This window comes from Tritonibacter scottomollicae (genome assembly GCF_032924845.1).
GTDB classification, from domain to species: domain Bacteria; phylum Pseudomonadota; class Alphaproteobacteria; order Rhodobacterales; family Rhodobacteraceae; genus Epibacterium; species Epibacterium scottomollicae.
Window position 1 is genome coordinate 3,867,405 of the sequence record NZ_CP136704.1, and the last position, 19,251, is coordinate 3,886,655.

The 19,251-nt window shown below is 59.0% G+C and carries 16 protein-coding genes and 3 pseudogenes; 4 read left to right on the top strand and 15 right to left on the bottom strand.

What is annotated here, in order from left to right; translation table 11 throughout:
• Positions 1–825: 825 nt before the first annotated feature.
• The gene (locus tag R1T40_RS19205) at positions 826–1,764 is read right to left on the bottom strand and encodes an alpha/beta hydrolase family protein (RefSeq protein WP_317385279.1); all 939 of its coding nucleotides are present in this window, start codon (positions 1,762–1,764) and stop codon (positions 826–828) included.
• Between the two features lie 41 nt (positions 1,765–1,805).
• The gene (locus R1T40_RS19210; protein WP_317385280.1) at positions 1,806–2,564 is read right to left on the bottom strand and encodes an SDR family oxidoreductase; all 759 of its coding nucleotides are present in this window, start codon (positions 2,562–2,564) and stop codon (positions 1,806–1,808) included.
• Positions 2,565–2,661: 97 nt separating this feature from the next.
• Here R1T40_RS19210 and R1T40_RS19215 point away from each other — a divergent pair, with 97 nt between their 5' ends.
• A complete protein-coding gene (locus tag R1T40_RS19215; protein ID WP_317385281.1) occupies positions 2,662–3,573 on the top strand; it encodes an AraC family transcriptional regulator in 912 nt (303 codons plus the stop codon).
• Between the two features lie 318 nt (positions 3,574–3,891).
• On the opposite strand, the gene R1T40_RS19220 is transcribed toward R1T40_RS19215, so the two are convergent.
• Entirely contained in the window at positions 3,892–4,809 is a 918-nt protein-coding gene (locus R1T40_RS19220) for a LysR family transcriptional regulator (RefSeq protein ID WP_317385282.1), read from the bottom strand.
• 110 nt (positions 4,810–4,919) lie between these two features.
• Between R1T40_RS19220 and R1T40_RS19225 the strand changes: the two genes are divergently transcribed.
• The 3 genes from R1T40_RS19225 (at position 4,920) to R1T40_RS19235 (ending at position 7,464) form a co-directional block, all read left to right on the top strand.
• Positions 4,920–5,885, top strand: coding sequence for a glutathione S-transferase family protein (locus R1T40_RS19225; RefSeq protein ID WP_317385283.1), 966 nt, complete (start codon positions 4,920–4,922; stop codon positions 5,883–5,885).
• A gap of 63 nt (positions 5,886–5,948) precedes the next feature.
• Positions 5,949–6,755 (top strand): hypothetical protein, encoded by an 807-nt coding sequence (locus R1T40_RS19230; protein WP_317385284.1) that lies wholly within the window; start codon positions 5,949–5,951, stop codon positions 6,753–6,755.
• A gap of 64 nt (positions 6,756–6,819) precedes the next feature.
• Entirely contained in the window at positions 6,820–7,464 is a 645-nt protein-coding gene (locus R1T40_RS19235; protein ID WP_317385285.1) for a DsbA family oxidoreductase, read from the top strand.
• Between the two features lie 293 nt (positions 7,465–7,757).
• Here R1T40_RS19235 and R1T40_RS19240 read toward each other — a convergent pair.
• From R1T40_RS19240 to R1T40_RS19295, 12 genes and pseudogenes are all read right to left on the bottom strand, one after another.
• A pseudogene (locus tag R1T40_RS19240) lies at positions 7,758–8,707 on the bottom strand (IS5 family transposase).
• Between the two features lie 66 nt (positions 8,708–8,773).
• Positions 8,774–9,115, bottom strand: a complete 342-nt coding sequence (locus R1T40_RS19245) for a type VI secretion system PAAR protein (protein ID WP_317385286.1) — start codon at positions 9,113–9,115, stop codon at positions 8,774–8,776.
• On the bottom strand, positions 9,064–9,618 hold the full coding sequence (locus R1T40_RS19250; RefSeq protein WP_317385287.1) for a hypothetical protein: 555 nt from the start codon (positions 9,616–9,618) through the stop codon (positions 9,064–9,066). Before R1T40_RS19250 ends, R1T40_RS19245 begins: the two co-directional genes overlap by 52 nt.
• Positions 9,619–9,821: 203 nt before the next feature.
• Positions 9,822–10,220, bottom strand: coding sequence for a hypothetical protein (locus R1T40_RS19255; protein ID WP_317385288.1), 399 nt, complete (start codon positions 10,218–10,220; stop codon positions 9,822–9,824).
• 353 nt (positions 10,221–10,573) lie between these two features.
• Positions 10,574–11,065, bottom strand: a complete 492-nt coding sequence (locus R1T40_RS19260; protein WP_317385289.1) for a hypothetical protein — start codon at positions 11,063–11,065, stop codon at positions 10,574–10,576.
• Positions 11,062–13,161, bottom strand: a pseudogene (locus R1T40_RS19265) (type VI secretion system Vgr family protein); the annotation flags it as partial. The pseudogene R1T40_RS19265 and the gene R1T40_RS19260, both read right to left, overlap by 4 nt.
• Before the next feature lie 1,462 nt (positions 13,162–14,623).
• Positions 14,624–15,634 (bottom strand): AraC family transcriptional regulator, encoded by a 1,011-nt coding sequence (locus R1T40_RS19270; protein WP_317385290.1) that lies wholly within the window; start codon positions 15,632–15,634, stop codon positions 14,624–14,626.
• 67 nt (positions 15,635–15,701) lie between these two features.
• Positions 15,702–15,941 carry a hypothetical protein gene (locus R1T40_RS19275; protein WP_317385291.1) on the bottom strand — a complete coding sequence of 80 codons (240 nt, stop codon included), beginning with the start codon at positions 15,939–15,941 and terminating at the stop codon, positions 15,702–15,704.
• A gap of 212 nt (positions 15,942–16,153) precedes the next feature.
• Positions 16,154–16,459, bottom strand: a pseudogene (locus R1T40_RS19280) (DUF1348 family protein); the annotation flags it as partial.
• A 561-nt stretch (positions 16,460–17,020) separates the two neighbouring features.
• Entirely contained in the window at positions 17,021–17,407 is a 387-nt protein-coding gene (locus R1T40_RS19285; protein ID WP_317385292.1) for a nuclear transport factor 2 family protein, read from the bottom strand.
• Between the two features lie 43 nt (positions 17,408–17,450).
• The gene (locus R1T40_RS19290; RefSeq protein WP_317385293.1) at positions 17,451–18,497 is read right to left on the bottom strand and encodes an alcohol dehydrogenase family protein; all 1,047 of its coding nucleotides are present in this window, start codon (positions 18,495–18,497) and stop codon (positions 17,451–17,453) included.
• A 197-nt stretch (positions 18,498–18,694) separates the two neighbouring features.
• Positions 18,695–19,210, bottom strand: coding sequence for a TetR/AcrR family transcriptional regulator (locus R1T40_RS19295; protein WP_317385294.1), 516 nt, complete (start codon positions 19,208–19,210; stop codon positions 18,695–18,697).
• Positions 19,211–19,251: the final 41 nt, after the last annotated feature.

Sequence of the window (19,251 nt, forward strand, 5' to 3'; positions counted from 1 at the left end):
TCGAGGAAGTTCGTGTCAAAGGTTCGCGACGTTCCACACCCCATGTTGAACGTCAGACGAAATTGACCTAGGCGTCATAAACTGACCCAATCCGCTGTTTTTGCCGTGTGGCTTGTTGCGTTGATCTGACCTTCCATTCGGAAAATCAGGGCTGATTTGCAGGTTCAGTCGGCGAAGCCGCCTGTTCCTGCTGATCTGCCACGTGGCGAACGCGGGAGGGGGCGAGGCAATGCTATTCGACCGGGTTGGTGCGGCCCGCAGGCGCAGCCGAGGACACGGCCCGGTCTAATAGAATTGCCCGAGGGGGAGGGTAGCACCCTCTCCCTGACGGCCAGGGGCGTTTGGCTCGTCCAAATCCCGCTGGCCCACAAAACAGAAGCGGCGGGGCCACCAGCCCCGCCTCAGTGTTGCGGTCATTCAATATTGAAAACTGAGTTCACAGGTTTGGGACTGAACCGCTAGTGCTGATACCCGCATCAATGGCCGTAGCCAGCCCATTTCAAGACATTCACGCGACGCGGATCGGCAGCCAATGCTGCAGGCGCGAAGGAAACCAAAAGGTTTCCCAGGAGCGGACCTTCAGACTGTCTCGACAGATTGGAAAGATGCTGCGCCTCGCATGAATGTCAGCGAAGCGCAGATAGTGACCTTTGCAAAGTCCAGGCAGCAGGGCCACCTTGATGGGGTGAACGGCCCATTGCCGACCTTGGGATAGAGTGACCCCGCGGCGGCGCAGCGTCACCGAAGCGGTCGTTCGTGCGTCGCGCAGCATTTCCCGACGGCCAAGGTCTGCTGAGCGGACAAAGCGGCCGTTGAAATTTATCCCTATTTTGGAATTATTTCCGCAATGGACGCCGCGCTTTCCTTGAGTGCCGACTGGCTCTGCGTCCACGCGGCGGGGTCTAACGCAAGCGTGCTCCTCAACCAGGCTAGCGTCAGCCGCCGCGTGGCTTCCAGCGCGTCCGGGTCTTCTGTTTCGGTTTCACGCGCGTCCCACCCGGCGATTCCGCCAAGGCCATGTCCAACGCCGTTGATCGTCAGCAAAGCATCGGCGCCGGGGGCATCATGAAAGGGGTCCGCATGCCATTCGGGGCCACGGGGCGTGAAATGCGGATCGTCATCGGCACCGCAAACCACGAGCGTCGGGGTGCTTATACCGCTGAAGTCCACGTCGAAGAAGGGAAAGCGTTCGGCGTTTTCGGGGGTCAGGTCCGCGCCGCCACGGCCCGGAGCGGCCAGCAGGATACCGGCACCGATGCGCGGGTCGGAAAAGCCCTCGCCCTGCAGGCGCGCGCCGAGCAGCAGGCTGCAGGTGAAACCGCCGAAGGAATGTCCGGCCACCGCAATCCGGTCATGGTCCAGCCGCCCGGCCACGGCGGGCGCCTGCCGCTCGACCTCGGCCAACTGGTCGAGGATGGCGCGCATTTCCGCCACCCTCTCGCGCCAGAAGAACGGCCCATTGGGCAGTTCGGGGTCCAGCCCGCCGACCCTGGAGCTGGCCTGGGTCGGCTGGATAACTGCGAACCCCCGTTCGGCCCAGAACTGCACAAGCGGGGCGTAGCCGTCCTTGGAGGGAATGTAGTTCGAGGGACCGAAGCCATGCGACAGGATCACGATGGGCAGGTTACCCCCGGCAGCCGGGACGGTCAGGCGCAGCTCAAGCGGCTGGCGGCCCGGCATGGGCAGTCGGATCGGCGTATAGGCGACGGTGATCTCCGGCACTGGTGTCGGCAGTTCGCGGGAAAGCGTGATCAGTCTGTGCATGAGGGTGTTTCCTTTTTGAATGGATGGCCGCATCGGAGGTGTCAGGACGTGGCAAGCCCTGCTTCGCGGAACCAGGTTTCGGCGTCCGCGCCTGCGGGCAGCTTCATCGGCGCGGTCTCGTCCGTGACGGCGCGCCAGACGGCCTGTGCGACATCGCCCGCCTCGGTCTTCTCCGTCGCGGACATAAGGCTCTGGAAATAGGCCTGCACGAAGGGCCCATAAGCCTCGGGCACATCCATGCCCATCCGCGCCACGGCATTGCGCCCAAAGGATGTCGACGGAGCGCTGCCGGGCAGGACTAGCCGGGCGCGGACGCCGAATTCAGCCGCCTCAAGCGCGAAGCTTTCGGTAAAGGCATTCAGGGCGGCCTTGCTGGCGCTATAGATTGACAGGGCGGGCAGCGGGCGCAGCGTCACGCTGGAACTGACGTTGACGATGACGCCGCTGCGCCGCGCGCGCATGGCTGGCATCACAGCGCGGGTCATCGCCATGGCACCCAGCACGTTGGTTTCGAACAGCTCGCGGGCCCGCCCGATGTCCGCGCCTTCCAGCACGTTGAGCATGCCGACACCGGCGTTGTTCACCAGCGCGTCGATCTGCCCGGCCCCGGCAATCGCGGCAGCGATGCTTTCAGGGGCGGTCACGTCCAGGGGCAGCACCTGCAGGCCGTCGGACTGCGGCAGCCCTTCGGCAGAGGGATTGCGCATCGTGGCGATGACATCCCAACCCTGATCGAGGAACTGCGCGGCGATGGCCTGGCCGAAACCGGAGGAACAACCGGTGATGAGAATACGAGGCATTTCAGATCTCCTTGTCTGCTATGATAAGGAGATAGACGGCATCCTTCGGCCATTCTATATTCAGAAGTCCGAAATAGTTCATCAAGCGTCCAGATCCATGCTCGACACCCCTGCAGATCCTCTTTCCAGCGTCGTGACCCTGCTCAAGCCTGCCGTCTCCATCTCCAAGATGGTCGAGGCGGGTGGCCAGTGGATGGTGGAGCGTCACGACATGGCCAGCCCTTTCTACTGCGCGATGGTCGAAGGGCAGTGCCGGCTTCACGTCACCGGGCGCGATCCGGTCACGCTGACGGCCGGAGATTTCGTGCTGATCCCCCACCTGCAGAGCTTTACCATGTCGAGCGAGGTGCCCCCGCCGCCGCATGTGCCGCGCTTGCCGCTTGAAACAGGTCCCGGGCGTTTCCGGCTTGGCCTGTCAGAGGCTCCGGTCGATGTGCGCGCCCTGGTCGGACATTGCCGCTTTGACACGCCGGCCAGTGACCTGCTCGTGTCGCTGCTGCCCGAGATGATCCATGTCTCGGGGCAAAGCCGCCTGACGGCCCTGGTGCCAGTGATACACGAGGAAACCCGTGCCGACCGGCCGGGCCGTGGGATGATCCTGGAGCGGTTGCTGGAGGTCCTTCTGATCGAAGCCCTGCGCTCTGATCAGGCGACGACCCTGGCGGCCGGGCTGCTGCGCGGCCTGTCGGATCCGCAGCTGTCCGGTGCATTGCAACGTATCCACGCCGAGATGGGCGGCCCCCTTTCCGTTTCACAAATGGCGAAGGCGGCGGGCATGTCGCGCTCCGGCTTTTTCGAGCGGTTCCGCAGGCAGGTCGGCCGCGCGCCGATGCAATACGCCATTGAGTGGCGCATGGCGGTGGCCAAGACCTTGCTGCGGCAGGGCGGGCTGACCAATGCCGAGATCGCCCTGAAGGTCGGTTACGGGTCCGCCAGCGCCTTCGGACTGGCCTTTGTCCGTCACGAGGGCCTGTCGCCCGGGGCGTTTGCGAACAAGGGCAGTAGTTAAGCGGGATACGGACCCCGACGTCTCTCACCAATCCTTAGGCAATGTCGAATATGGGCTCCAAGCCGACTTGCGGCGGCGCGGCGTCCTGATCGCGAGCCTGGACGGCTGAAGGTGCTTCCGCTGGTGGCAGCAGGCAGCCCTTTATGGACATTCGTTCTGCACCTGCATCGGATGAGCCCGCCAGCAGGCCGGGCGGTGTCCGAAAGTTCGCTGCAAATGCGAAACTTTGTTTTACTTGCACGGAGGCGGACATTGACCTTCGCGTAATTTTGATTGCGCACAACCTCCTCAGTACAGCGGACAGCGCGGTGGCTGAATTCACACACTGCAGTCCCGGTCCCAGGGCGGCACCTCACCGCCGAGGTGTTCCAGAATGAAATCAATGAATACACGCACCTTGGCGGGCAGATAGCGGCGCTCGGGATAGATGGCATAAAGCGTCTGCGACGGTAGCAAGCAGTGCGGCAGCACACGCACCAGCCGCCCCGCCGCCAGGTACGGACCGGCGGTGAAGGTTGGCAGGCGGCCGATGCCCGTTCCGCCGAGGATCGCCTCCCGCAGCGCTTCGCCGTTGTTGACGCTGTAGCTGCCGCCGGGCCGGAAGGTCTGCACCTCGCCGCCGCAGTTAAAGACCCACTCCTGGAAATCCCGGCTGAAGGAATACTGCAGGCAGTTGTGCAAGCGCAGATCGCCGACCGTTTCCGGCACACCGTGGCGTTGCAGATATTCCGGGCCGGCAACCAGGACATTGTGCAATGGCGCAATCTTGCGGGCCACCAGCGCGGAATCCGCCAGCGTGCCGCCGCGCAGCGCCAGATCGAACCCGTCGGCGAACAGGTCGGCCACCCGGTCATCCATCACCATGTCCACAGACACGCCGGGATAGCGCTCGAGAAAGCCAGAGATCAGCGGTGCGACATGCAATCGGCCGAAGGCCATCGGAACATTCACCCTGAGACACCCCTTGGGGGCCTCTTGCAGCGCCAGCACGCTGTCCTCGGCTTCCTGCGCCGCCTCCTGCGCTCGGACCGCATGGGTATAAAAATGCTCGCCTGCCTCGGTCAGGCTGACATTGCGGGTGGAGCGGTGAAACAGCTGTGCCCCCAGCCGCCTCTCGATCTGGGTGATCCGCTTGCTGACCGCGGACTTGGTGACGCCCAGCCGCCGCGCCGCCGCGGCAAACCCCTGTGTTTCGGCAACCGCCACGACAACCGGGATGTCTCCCATTCCTTCCATTAGCATTCTCCGCTCGGGGTGATTTTTTCTCAACATTGGGTTTCACTTTAGTCGGATTATCGATTGCATGGAAACCGCCTACCTTTGCCGGGTCATCAAGGAGACGAGCCATGGCAAAGATGCTGATTGACGGTGTGCTCACCGAAAAGCCGAAACCGGGCGACGGGGTATTCCGCCGCATGAGCAGCGGCTTCCGCGGATGGATCGAGCCGCGCGCGGATGCGGAGTTCCCGGCTGAACAAGGCCGCTATCACCTCTATGTTTCCATGGCCTGCCCGTGGAGTCACCGCACCACGCTCCTGCGCGCGCTGAAAGGGCTGGAGGAGATGATTACCATCACCCAAATGCTGCCGCTGGCAGGCCCTTGTGGCTGGCAGATCGACACCGCAGCGCATGCTCCGGCAGCCGGGGTGCCGCAGGACGCTTACCTGTATCAGGTCTATCAGCGGGCAGATCCCGGCCACACCGGGCCGGTTACGGTGCCGGTGATTCTGGACACACAGACCGGCCGCATTGTCAGCAATGAGTCCGGTGACATCATGCGGATGCTGAATTCGGCCTTCGACGGGCTGACAGGCGCAACTCCGGACTTCTTTCCGCATGAGCAGCAGCAGGACATCGACCGGATCAACGCCGAAATCTACGCACCGGTCAACAATGGAGCCTACCGAGCAGGCTTCGCAACCACACAGGCAGCCTATGACGCGGCGATTGCCGCCCTGTTCGGCAAGCTGGACGAGCTGGACGCTCTGCTTGGCACCCGCCGCTACCTGACCGGTGAGCGGATCACCGAGGCGGACTGGCGCCTGTTCACCACCCTCGTCCGCTTTGATCCGGTCTATGCGACCCATTTCAAGACCGACCGCAAGCGGATCGCCGATTACCGCAATCTCGGCCCCTATCTGCGCGATCTCTATCAGGTGCCCGGCGTAGCCGGCACGATCGATATGGAGGCGATCCGCCAGCACTATTTCCTGAGCCACCGGCACATCAACCCGCATGGGATCATCTCTGCCGGCCCGGACCAGGATCTGAGCCAGCCTCACGGGCGGGACGGCACAACCCAATCCGCCTGAACCCGTCACCCAAAAAACCGGACCGGGGCCGCTTCCCCGGAAACAAAACTGGAGAGTTCCATCATGAAACTGCTTTCGAAACTTGCCGTTGCCGCTTTTTGGCTGCCCGCCCAAGGATTTGCCGGCGCAGAGGACACTGCCGGCATCCTGAAACTGGAATACACAGATGGCCGCCCGGCCTCGGTTGGCGTGGAAGACGTGAACACGGTGCTCCGCAGCGTCGGGGTCCGCGTCAGCACCGTTGCACTGCCGAAACAAGCGCTGCCGGTTCTTGAAGCCTCCCGAAGCCGTGCAGTTACCGCGGAGGAAGAGGCGCAGCTGATCTCCGATTTCGCACTCAGCCGCGAAGACCTGCTGGCGGAAATTGCCGCCGCAGGACGTGAGCCAACGGTCGAAAACGGCGGCTCCCTGACCACTTCGGAACCGGGCGTTGCGCCCTATCCCAAGGTCTACGACATGCACAAGATGAACGCCGATACCCGTGTCTGGGTCCACAAGAAATTCGGCCCGCTGCACATCAACCACGCCGAGGACGGCACCGGTATCGACGAGGTGATGACCATCGTCTCCGGCGGCCCCTGGGTCTGGTTTTTCGAACTGCCCGGGGATGTCATCGGTAAGCTGACCCTTGGCCATGTCGGCCCGGAGGGTGAAGCCTGGCGCATCAGTTACCCAGGCATCCGCCCGCACGGCGGCTTCCTGGACCCGGAGTATGGCCTGGTTGTCGCCCATGCGCACGGGCCGGAGCAGTTCGAGATCCACTTTGACGCGGACAATATCGCCGGTTCCCGCCTGAACGGCACCAACGCTTGGATCGACATATCCGGGGGCAAGCCTTTGCTTCTGGATGCGCCGCTGACCGGCAACTGACGCTTACGCGGCTGCCGGCGGCCGAGCCGCCGGCGGTTCCTTCCCCTCTCATCCAGGTGACCTGATGAAATCCCCCGTTCTTACCATCGACTTCTTCCACGACGCGGTCTGCGGCTGGTGCTTTGTGATGTCTCCAAAGCTGCGTAAACTGGCCGCTGAATTTCCAATCCGGGTGCGCCACCGCACCTTTGTGCTGCAGGACTCGCCCGCCAAACTGGCCGCCACCTTCGGCTCTGCGGAGAAAGCTAAATCCGCCATTCTGGGCCATTGGGAGCGATGCGCCGAACATGACGAAGGTGGCCGGATCAACGTGGAGGGCATGCGCCGACAGCGCTTTCCCTATCCCACCGGACTGCTGAACGCCAAGGCCTGCAAGGCCGCAGAACTGCAGGCCGGGGACGCCCGGCACTGGGACTATTTTGATGCGGTGCAGGTGGCGCATTTGACAGAAAATCGGAATATTGCAGATGAAACCGCGCTGCTGGATGCGGCCCTGTCCTGCGGGCTGGATGCCGGCCGGCTGCGCAAGGACATGCATAGTGCCGAAGTTGCGCAACTGGTTTCCCGGGACCGGCAGCTGGCAGCGTCCTGGCGTATCAGCGCGGTGCCGACACTGGCGGTTTCCGGTGGCAAGTGGCAGCTGCGCCATGGCTCGCTCAGCCAAATGCGCGCAGAGCTGGCTTTGTTCGTCTCTCATGAGCAAGCCTGAACCCCAGCTGGTTCAGATCTGCAGTGGTTTCGCTGCCAAGCAAATGCGGCTATTCGTAAATGACACAGGAATTAGAAGCTTCTCGCCTTATGGGCACACCAGAACCACGCTTTCTAATAGAACAAGCTCAGTCCCTAAGCGCTTCCAAGACCACTGGTTCAATCCTTCGAGCTGAGCACGCTCCTTATAAGAATAGTTAGCGATCAGGAGGGCTCTGTTGCACAAATCGGCTGACGGCCAAATCTCCCGTTACCCCGGACGGACTTAGCCCACAGCGGTATGCCAAGCCCGGTCTAGCCGTTGAGCACGGCGATACGGACCTGGAGCTCCGCAACCTGCCGGTCGAAGTCTCGCGCCATGAGGCGCTGCCACAGCAGCTTCACGCAATGCATCCAGTCGTCGGGAAAACGATCCCCGGGATCGTTTTCTAATCCTCCTCATATCTCGACTCGGCTCCGACGGTGGTATCCACTCCATCGTCGCCAGAGGGCGCGGCCCAGATATCTTGATGCTCGCAGGGCTTCGTTCCGGGCTTCGGCACCGGCGGTGACGGCTTTCCACGGCTTGGCATTCTTGCGCGGCGGGGTGACGGCAACTGCGTCGCGGTCGGCAATGGTGTCGTGGCATTTTCGTGTGTCCTAGGCACCGTCGGCGGTGACGCTGCCGATCTGCTCGTGAGACACGATCTGGTTGGGCAGGTCGGGTAGCACAGGTGCATCACCGATATGGCTCCCGGTGATTTCGACGGCGCGGACCTCCAGTGTTTCCTCATCAATCCCGAGATGGAACTTGCGCCACACACGCCGTTTGGAGCCGCCATGCTTGCGGGCGTGCCATTCGCCTTCGCCTTCGCCTTCGCCCTCGACCTTGATCCCGGTGCTGTCGATCAGCAGGTGCAACGGGCCCTTCGATCCACGATATGGGATCCTGAAGGCGAGGGTCTTCTGGCGGCGGGACATGGTGCTGAAGTCAGGCACCGTCCAGTCGAGGCCAACCAGCCGCAGCAGGCTCTCGACGAAGCCGGTCGTCTGCCGGAGCGCCATACCGAACAGTACCTTCATCGTAAGGCAAGTCTGGATGGCGGCATTGCTGTAGGTCTGATGGCGGCCACGCCTGCCTGTCGGAACGGCATCCCAGATCATCTCGGGGTCGAACCAGATCGTCAGAGAGCCCCGCGCTTGAGCGCATCATTGTCGGCTGGCCAGTTCCTGGTCTTGTAGGTCGGGGGTGTGGGGCTGCTCATGCATCCCGGCGACCACGCTGGTCTCACGAGATGAACCCCTTACGGATTTGTGCAACAGAGCCCGTCTCACCCCCCGATTGACACATCCCCCGACCCGCTCGATACGCTGCCGCCGCAATCAATCGCATCGCCGACGCGGCCCGCAGGTTTTCCATTGATAAACACCGTTCCTGACCCGCCTGAGACGCTGCGACCGTGCGGCGGGTGTTTGGGCTTTGCATGCGACGCGAAACTGTCGCCTTGCCGTAGTGCAGGCTTCCCGTTGATGGATACATCGCCACTCCCCGATGTGGCCGGCGTTGGCGGGAAGCCGTCGTGGTCCGAACCTATATCGCCCTTGCGTCCTGCTGCTGGCATTATGCGTCCTCCCAGATGTCGAATTCCGTGCCGCTGAGCGTGTCCGACCATATCGCGATCAGGGCGTTTTCGGCTGCTGTGCGATCCGGTTTATCGAACAATCGCGATTTGAGAAATGCAGCGATCTGGGGCGGGGCATTGCGCAAACTTTCCAGTGGCATGTCGAAACTCAGCGTTCCCTGCACGGCGGCAATGCGCGCGCAGATGGCGAGGGTGTGGATCTCTGGATTTTCGTGCCTGCCGGCCTCAGCGTCGAGAATCTCTCGCAAGCTCCTCGACGGCGGCATGAGCGCGGGGTTGATGAAGCGGGCGGGGCGCTCGAATTCGGGGCTTGGTTTGAGGGGGAAACCGGAGGCGTGCCAGCCCTCCCAGACCTGTGAAAGTTCTGCGTCTTTGCACCAGGAGAGGGCGGTAGCGCCGTAGACGGTCATGCCTGCAGCGGAGCAGAGGGAGTGCCAGTTGGCAGCAGAAAACTCAGACAAATGCGCAACCAAATCTAGGTCAATGCGATTTAACGCTTTAAGATTTTTCGACGTAGCAGAGCTCTGTGACATGATAACCCATTGAACGGCATTATCATGAATTCGAAGCCAGATTTTCGGTGCTGCGGTATGTTGGACGACTATTTTAGCACCATGATATGCTTGCCAAGCGTTGGGTGTTCTAGAATTCATTAGATTGTTGTATCACTGTGCTTTTATCTGGAAAATGTCTAGTCAGAAGGGCTTTTGAGACAGGATAACCTCGAATTGGAAGATCACGTAAAAAAAGGATGAATCGCATTCGGAATTGTGATATTAGGGCGAATATCTGGTGTCTCAGCGGGAAGGTAGGTTAAGGTTAATTGGGGCATAGTAATCTCTGACATTTCGTGCCAGAGATCAAAGCTTCTCTCAACACTCCACTTTCCCTGCAATGAACCTAAGCCTGCTCCAACGAAGCCGTCATCCAAGTTGTAGATGCTTTGGTCGCGAAAATACATTGTCTCTCCAGCGATTACATCCGGTGACATATCTATCCAGTATTTTTGAACACCTGCTAAAAGTACGTCAACATTGAATCCATAAATGCTGCCCCAGGCACTATCAATATCACGAAATGAAAAAGGGGTCTCAGCGACGATACGCGACGCATTCTGATTCAAAAGGGCCAGCAATGCTCATCCAGTCTGAGCGTCTTCCACACTCTGAACAGCTCCAAAATAGTCTGAATTGTTTATTAAACTCTCCGCGCCATCAAGTGAACGATCAATCTGTTGTCGTGGAACTCGGCCATTATTTCCTGACCCGCGACGCATCGCTTTTGTACCTATGCTCGCGGTAAGGCCCGCGCCTCTAAGGGAAACGACCCCAATCTGCAGGTTCTCCAGCCCAAAGAAAATCAGAGTGTGCTTGCCGATCACCAGAGAAATGCCCGCAGAGTAGGCGACGTCCCACACGCGAGATTTTGTATTATACAGCCCCAACCAAGAGGTGACCCTTGACGGGTCGTTTCCGAACGGGAACCGGTTCATTGGCTCAACCCAGGTCCGAGGGTGCAATAGAACTGTCCCTCGACGCGAACGGCGAATGTCATACAGGAATTTGCCCCGGTCGCACGCATACACGCTTCAGGCGCATCGCGAGCAATTTCCTCTCGAGTGCAATGCTCTGCCTTGCAATCGAACACATGTAGCAGTCCCGTATCTAAATCAGCTGAAACGATAGGCGCGCGCTTGGGATCGAAGGTGAGATTCAGAAAATCTGAACGCATTTTATCATGAATATCTTTGCCGCCAAAGTTCGTATAGCCCATGCTCAGGGCATATGTCCCGCGCTCGTCTTTAGAAGCTTCGTCATGTCTAAAAATTCCATCATATCCATCAAAATCACACTGTAGTGAAGTGGGCGATACACGCGTTACGCCCTGCCCATGCACATTCGAGAACGATTGCCCCCAAAGAAGCAAACCAAGAGCTCCGGTACTCACGAGCCCAAGTGCAAAAAAACCTTTCTTTTTCATGAGTTGATATCCACCTTTTTACCTTTAATGGTGAAGGCACCGTCTGAATTTTGCGTCATTTCGGTTGTGTCGAAGCTCATCCCTCCTTCAGAGTTAATTTCGACTTGCCCCGAAAAATCCATGCTTAGACGCCTACCTGCTATTCGAATATCTCCACTGGAATTCAAGATAATGGATGCGGCACCGCAATTGATCGTGACTTCCCCGCCGGATTGCAAGGCAACATCTGCCCCCCCCCCCCCCCCCCCCCCGTTTATTGAAACGGATTGCCCACCGTTTAACTGCACCAAGCGTCCAGCAGATAGGTTTTGAGTTGCGCCTGCATGCGAACTGTTGATCATACCTACAAACACATTTCGCATTCCAAGGCTTGTTTCCATAATCGCTTTCTCAGCTGACAAGGTATATATGCCAGCACCCACCGAATTTATTACTGGAAGCGTTAACCTGCGCGCTGCCTCAGCTATGCCTTCAGGAGCTTTGTTCAAATCGTCCCTCACAACGCTGTCGTAATTTATACTGCCAACTTGAATTGACATATTTCCGCCAATCACCTCGTCGTGACTGTGCCTCACTTGCACAGCCTTGTTGTGCCCGACACTCTGCACCCAGTTGTTATCGATCCGCTCGGTGTGATTGTTACGAACCTTCTCGTTCCGGTCCTTCTGCGCATGAAGGAACACCTCCTCTTCTCCCTTCTTGTCCTCAAACCGAAGCTCGTTGAACCCCTCACCCTCATGCGTGTCGGTCCGAAAGGTGCTGCGCGTCTTATGTTCCGGCAAATCGTAGGGCACTGCGTTTTGCCCGTTATATACACACCCGGTCACGAGCGGCTTGTTAGGGTCGCCGTCGAGGAACTCCACGACGACTTCCATACCGATGCGGGGGATGACCATGCCGCCCCAGCCGTTGGCGGCCCAGCTTTGCGAAACGCGGCAGCGCATGGAGTAAGCGGCGTCGAGATCCCAGTGGAACTGCACGAGGATGCGGCCGTATTCGTCGCAGTCTATCTCGCCCTTGCCGACGACCACCGCCGTTTGCGGGCCTTTGACATCGGCGCGGGCGGTTTTGTTCTCGGGCACGAGCGGTGCGTCTGCGGGCAAGAGCACGTAGCGACCGGAGTAGGCGTAACCGTCGCCCTCCTGTCCACCGGAGCCGTAGTTGTTCGACGTGTAGCTGTGATAGGCGACGAGGCAGAGGTAATCCTCCCCTGTGCCGGGCAGAGGTTCACCGCCCAACGTCACGCGAAGACCCGCGCCGAGCGCAGGGATATCTCCCTCCGCCTCGAACCGCCGGTCCTGACCTTGTTCGCCCTTGCTGCGCAGCCGTGCAACCACGTCGCCGCGTCCCTGATCGAGGTAATCCCCCGGCCAGTCGAAACTTTCGATCTGCCCGTGAGCATAGCCCGCCGAGGGGGAAGAATTCGTTTCCATCGCCGCGGTCGGCGTCTTGAAATTGTAATCCGTGAGCCGTACCGCGCCCGTGGTGATCCGCCGCGCGGGCCGCCATTTCCAGAAGTGCTCGATCTCCTCCTGATGGTGCCCGTCATAGGGTTTGAACGGCCGCTCGCCGATACTCCCGTGGCTCTCGAAGATGTCGGTGATCACCATCTTGTGGGCACCGTCGTCTTGTTCGAAATGATAAGAAATCCCGTGCCGTTCCATCATGCGGGTCGCGAAATCCATGTCGCTCTGGCGGTACTGGACGGTGTATTCGAGCTCGGGATAATCGAGCGTCAACTTGCTCTCGAGCGGCCCGGCGGACGCATAGGCGCCGAGCAATTCGGTGAGGATGTCCACAACCGTCTTGTTGTGGAAAATCCGCTGATTGCGGCGCAGCGAGGCGAGCCAGAACCAGGGCTTCAGCGTCAGCTGATAGCAATGTCCGTTATCTCCCGCGCCCATCCAGCGTGCCTCAGAAATGACCCCGTCGAAAGGCTTATCGTCGCCATCATGGGTGCGCAGTTGGACGGTTGCATGCGTGCCCAAAAGTGCGTCGAAATCGATGTCATCCTGACCGGCCAGACAATCCACGACATAAGTGAAATTCCCGTTAACCCGCTCCTCCCCCTCAAAGCGTATCAGGACAAGAACGTCCTCGCCAAGAGCAGTCTACAAACGGCCCATGCGGGTGCTTTGGGAAAAGAAATTCATGTAAAAGCACCGATAACGTTAAAGTTTAGTCGGTGAGTTTATGCGCCGATGCACGCAACTCAAGGGGGAAATTCCGTGACATTCGAGCAAAGGATTTTGTGTTGTCGGATGGCGTCAGCGGACGTTGAGGCGGATCGCGGCGAAGGCCTACTTTCCGCCCTTCGTGTCGATGCCAGGCTCGCATTGTGGCTTAGGGGGGCTGGGGCCAGTCATACGGCGTTTGATGCGCGAATAGACTGTATTTGACCGAAGCTTTGTGAAGCCTCGCACAGTAACCGCTTCCGGCGTAGCAGAGCCGCACAACGTCGGTTGCCTGTGTCAATTTTAGTTTGAGTTAAGTCGCCAAACATAGCGAACCGCGGTTCGGTGCAACCGCCCCACACCTGGACCATGCTGAGTGAAGTCCCCTAGCTGTTCTCCGCCCACTGTTCATCCATGAAAGCTTTTACTCCGCTTCGCTCAGTGTCGCCTCAGTGGTTATCGCTCGCGCACGTTCCTGCACTGACGCAATACGCTCCATCAGGTTGTCTGACTGGTCGTCGGATTGTGTCGGCTTCGGCACTTGCTTTCCCTCCTTAGGCCTGAGAGCGACCCTATCAGAATCTTGCTAAACATCAAAATTCTGGGGTGTTTGAAAGCTAGTCTTGTCGCAGGGCCTCAGAGGCAGGCGAAGTGCGCCTTTGCTATGCGAGCCTTCGTCGCAGCAAGCGTCGGCCCACTCAAAGCGAGTGTCACCTGTCTTGCAAACCCCTGATGGATTTCAGCGCCCAGGTGTGTCGGATAACTGTGCCCACGCGTGGTGATTTACGTGTCGATCAGCACCATGGTAAGGGGAAGCCTGTTCCTTACCCGAATTGCACAACAAAGCCAGCCGCAGGCGCCCGTGTGGGGGTGATTGTGATTTTTCATGGCAAAGCACCTTTCCATGGGTGCTGGCTGAACATCTGTCTTGGCGCGCCGATTGGATGAGGTGAGCCCTCAGGACCGGAATGACGCAGGCCCATTGATCAAGGCCGTCGGAGCCTCAGGCACCGGCAACTCTGCGAGGGCTGAGTGAAGTGCGGTTCCGGGCATCGTGACCGGCAACAACAGCAAGCCGGCTGTCAGGGCTGCAACGATGGCCATTATGATCAGGCGCGTCATATCGCCGAGTTTGAACGCCCGGGTTTTTCGGAACCTGAGGGGGCTGACAGTGTCTTGATGCGACGCCTGTCTGTGAGCTCTAGTTGTGCCAATGTTCATGCGAAACGCCTTTCCTGTTAAGGACGATGCCGACTGTCCAGTGGACGTAACGCCAGCACATCTCCGTTGATGTCAGAAAGGAAGTTAGACACCAAACGGCTGCAGGTATTGGCCGCGCCTGCCAAGGTCATGGCCGAACCTGCCACGGTTTTTCGGGTGATGATCAGGCTTTAGATGCGCGCTGTCTGAATTGTGCTGGTGCTTGTCCCAACCAACGTTTGAAAGCGCGGCTGAAGGTGCTTTGCTCGGAAAAGCCAGTTAGAAAGGCGATCTCGGCAATCGAGGCGTCGCTGTCGCATAACAGTTCCTGCGCGAGTGCGGATTGCGCCTGTCCCAGCACATCGCGAAAGGTAAGACCCTCCTCGGCGAGGCGACGATAGAGCGTACGTTCACTCAGCCCCATCTCTTGGGCGACCTGTGCTGCTTGTGGTGCACCATTGCTGAGCGCAGGGGTAAGTCGGTGCACGAGCGTCTTGCTGAGCGAAGGGGTGTCCTCGATTGAGCTCATCTCTGTCTCAAGATGCGCCGTGAGAAAATCTGCAACTGCCTGGTCCCCAAGGAGGTTTGGAAGATCAAGTACAGCCGGATCGAACGCGATCGCGTCACGTTCTGCGTCGAACTTGACTGGGCAACCAAAATGGGCGGCGTACCGACCTGGCGTACTTCGACAGGAATGACGGAAACAGACATACTCGAAGGTAAGGTCGGACCCGACGACCCGCTTCATATTCACGGCAAATCCGGCCAAAGCGGTTTCGTTGCGAAAAGCCAGAACGGGGTGGTGCGCGGTTTGCCCCTCGATCGCAAAAAACGCGAGGTCGCCTGTCTCATTCAGATGGTAAATCGCCGTGTCGGTTACCAGCCGAAAATAGCGTTCGACCCGTTGAAGCGATGCCCGCAGGGTTGGAGCTGTCTTGATCGCCAACCCCAGCACGCCAAGATCATCCGTCTGGATCAATTCAGCATACGCATTCATCAGAGTTATTTCGTCAGTATGATTGTTGCGGATCCATTCTGTCAGCTCGAAGTAATCAGTGTCCTGAAGCCGACCTTTCTCGGACAGCGGCACACGATGAACCACAGCGCCGTTGGAAATCAAAGCACCGTCATCTGTCAGCGTCATCCCGGCCGCAGTGGCCATCGTGCGCGCAAAGGCGTTGGTCACGCTTGGCATGGGAATAAATGCTATAACAATATCACCAGCGAAACCAGAGACTCCGAGTGCAGGGTCCGACGGTAAACTATTTCGCGAACCTGATTTCTTGATGGATCCGCGCGTGGCCCCAGAGCTTCAGGCATCTGCGGCACCGGTAGATCGCGGCGATGACCGACACCCGGTCATCATGGCGAATGTGGCCTACGCTGATATACTGTCGGTCACCTTTGAAATCAGCATACCCGATCACCGATTGGTCGATGACCTTGAGAAACCCCGGAGCACCGCTCAGGAACTGGGCATAGGACCAGCCGGTTTCAGCCACTGTCGCCTGAAAGCTTCCGTCTCTCCGAGGCAGGAAATCGACTTCGCGCGCTGTGAGTTCACCACCCTCGTGACGATCCGGTGGCAAAACTCGGGCATAGGCCTCGGCGGGCCCGAAGCGTTCTTCTTCTTCAAGGACACGGGACGTGAACCCAACGCCGGCTTAGGCGTTCGGCATGGTTGCTCCTCCTGCAAATCAAGTTCAGTCAGGCCTTAATGATCAGAGGGATGGACCGGGGAGGCCCATCTGAATGCCCGATCGCCTTCGCAGATCGGGTGTTCATTCATCGACGCGATGCGTCGCTGCATCAGGCCATCTGAACGGAACTCCCAGTTTTCGTTGCTATAGGCGCGAAACCAGGTACCGCTGTCGTTATGATATTCGCAGGCAAAGCACCCCGCGATGCGGTTGTCATGGAAGGCCCAGAGTTCCTTGATCCACCGATAGTCCAGTATGCGCACCCACTTGCGGGTAAGAAATTCCGCGATCCGGTCGCGGCCCTGAAATATCGCTGCCCGGTTGCGCCAGTGGCGGGCGTATCATCTCCTGATCCATCATTGATGTCGGCCGAAAGGCCCGGTCGCAATGGGGAGGCAGTGGCGCGACCGGGGCATCAGACGAGGCAGGGGGCACATTCGGCCAGACGAACGCGGGCGCATTTCGAAATGCGGTGTTGACTTGAATGTAGCGACCGGCACCGAGATGGTGTTGGCGCCGGTTGCCAGTTCTTTGACCCTCCCTGCCATCAGACGTAGTCTGAAACTTCCATCGGACCGGACCTTCACCGATGTCAATTTTGGCAAAATTCAAACCGTCAATTCGCTGCAGCCAGGACCGATTATCGAGGACCGGACACACCGGATTTGTGCACCTGCAGCTATTGCTGACGCAGCAACCTATCGCCGGTACGCAGGAACACATGGTGCAGTGCGGCAATTGTCACTAAAGTAACTGCTCGTACTGATCAATCGCTCCAAATCGATAACTGGCTATTCGCGTCACTATTCATTTATCTTCATGTCCTGGATGAAGTTGCCATTGCACTTCTGTCATCAGATGCCCGCAATTCCTCTCGTGGGCTAGAACATCCCGTTGTCGTTTTCGCTGTGGGCTGGCAATTCCTGCAACACATCCCAATGCTCTACGACCTTTCCGGCCTTATCTAGCCGAAAAATGTCGATACCTGCATATTCCAATCCGCCCGGCCAGACCTGATGACAGTGAAGTACCACGTAGTTGCCTTCGGCGATGGCGCGTTTCACTTCCACGCGCTTGCCGGGGTGCTCGGAGGCCATGCGTTCGAAATAGGTGATGAACCCGTCTTTCCCGTCACTGACATGCGGGTTGTGCTGGATGTAGTCGTCACCGGCGTAGCGCGCGATGGCCTTCGCCGGTTCGCAGTCGTTGAACATCATCTCGTAGAACGCGATGACGTTTGCCTTGTCGGTTTCAGACGTGCGGGTCATGTTTCATCCTTCCTGTCAGGGCATGCGCGATCCTGACATTCGATCAAGTCAAATTCAGAACGATCTTACCAATGTAACCCTTCTCAGCAAAAGCTTGCTGGGCAGCACCTATTTCACGAAGAGGATAGGTTTCGGCGACCAGCGGTGCAATGTCGGCACGCTCTATGCGCCGAATAAGGTTTCCAAAGACGTCTGGCTCCAGCACCGTGCATCCGAAAAAACTTAAGTCCTTGAGATAGAGCGTGCGCACGTCCAACTCGACCTGCGGTCCTGCAATCGCGCCAGCGACGGCGTAGCGGCCGCCGGGGCGCAAGACATCCAGAAGAGAAGGCCATTTCGGACCGGCGACAAGGTCAATGACCACGTCGACTTGTTCTGCACCGAGGGCCGACAGGTAATCTGCGTTCCGGTCGAGGGTCTGATCCGCGCCAAGAGCTTTCAGTTTGCCTGCCTTGCCTGCGCTCGTGACTGCAAGAACACGCGCGCCACGCGCCAAGGCCAGTTGCACGGCCGCCGATCCGACACCGCCGGACGCGCCTGTCACCAGAACGGTTTCGCCTGACTTGACGGCGGCGCGTGTCAGCATGTTTTCGGCGGTGGAATAGGAGCAGGGGAACGAGGCCAGTTCCAAGTCACTCAGGTTGCTATTGATCGGGTAAGCGTGCCGCGCCGCGACCCGTGTATATTCTGCAAAACCACCATCACATTCCGAACCAAAAAACCAAGGTGTATCCAAAATCTTCCCGTCAGCCTCACGGATGCAGGGTTCGATCAGCACCCGTTCCCCCACGCGTGCGGGATCGACTTGATCCCCCACGGCAGCGATATACCCGCACACGTCAATTCCCTGAACGCGGGGGAAGGACAATGGCTCGCCTGACCACGTGGCATCACCGCTTTCGCCGTCGCCTTTCGAATACCATGCTGTTCGGGTGTTGATGTCGGTATTGTTAACTGCTGCAGCGCTGACCTTGACGATAACGTCCCGCGCACCGGGTGTCGGAACGGGCAGGTCGTCACGCCATTCCAGTTTCTCGGGTCCGCCGTGTCCGGTCAGCACAACGCCGTTCATTTTGGATGGCAGTGACATTGCTTGACTCCTTGGGGTAGAGTGATTGCTCTACTTTTGTGGGTAGAGGCATCGCTCTACCAAGTCAAGAATGACCGATGTTCAAAACCGGACCAACGCCGGCCAGGCGCGGGCTTTGACACCCCGGAGCACCGATGAAACTGGGCGGTTTCAACCCAATTTGCGCGATAGAACCGTCAAGTCCGCTTGGTTCGGCTTTAATGGTAAAGGCAGCGGGCCAGACTTGTCGCACTGTTGACTGCTGCATCCTGCATCAGTGGCCAGCTCTGGGTCAGCCCTTCGATAATGACTGTAATGTCATTTTCCCGATCGCCAAGATCGGCAACTCTGGCGGCGCGTTGCGCAACGTCCGATTTGTGCCGCTTGAAAAGATCATGCAGGCGCGGGTCCCGTGGCGCCGCCGCGACGGCAGCATGGAACAGGCAACCGCGTTCAGCTTCGCGCGCCATCCATTCTCCGATATTGACGATCACGGCCTCCAGCGCTGCGGGGCCGGGCTGCGGTAAATCGTCGAACACGAACTTGATGTACCTTGCGTGCCGATGTTCAAGCGCTGCCAGAACCATCTCACCGCGCGAGGGCGTGTATTTGTAGAGCGTGCGAAGACTAACGTCCGCAGCGGCCCGCAAGGCTTCTACGTTTGGCTCGGCAAAGCCTTGCGAAACAAAGGCACGTTCAAGCCCTGCTGCGATTTTGGTGGCAGTATCAATCATTCTTGACGCTGTAGAATGAGCGCTCTACCAACGCAAGTAGA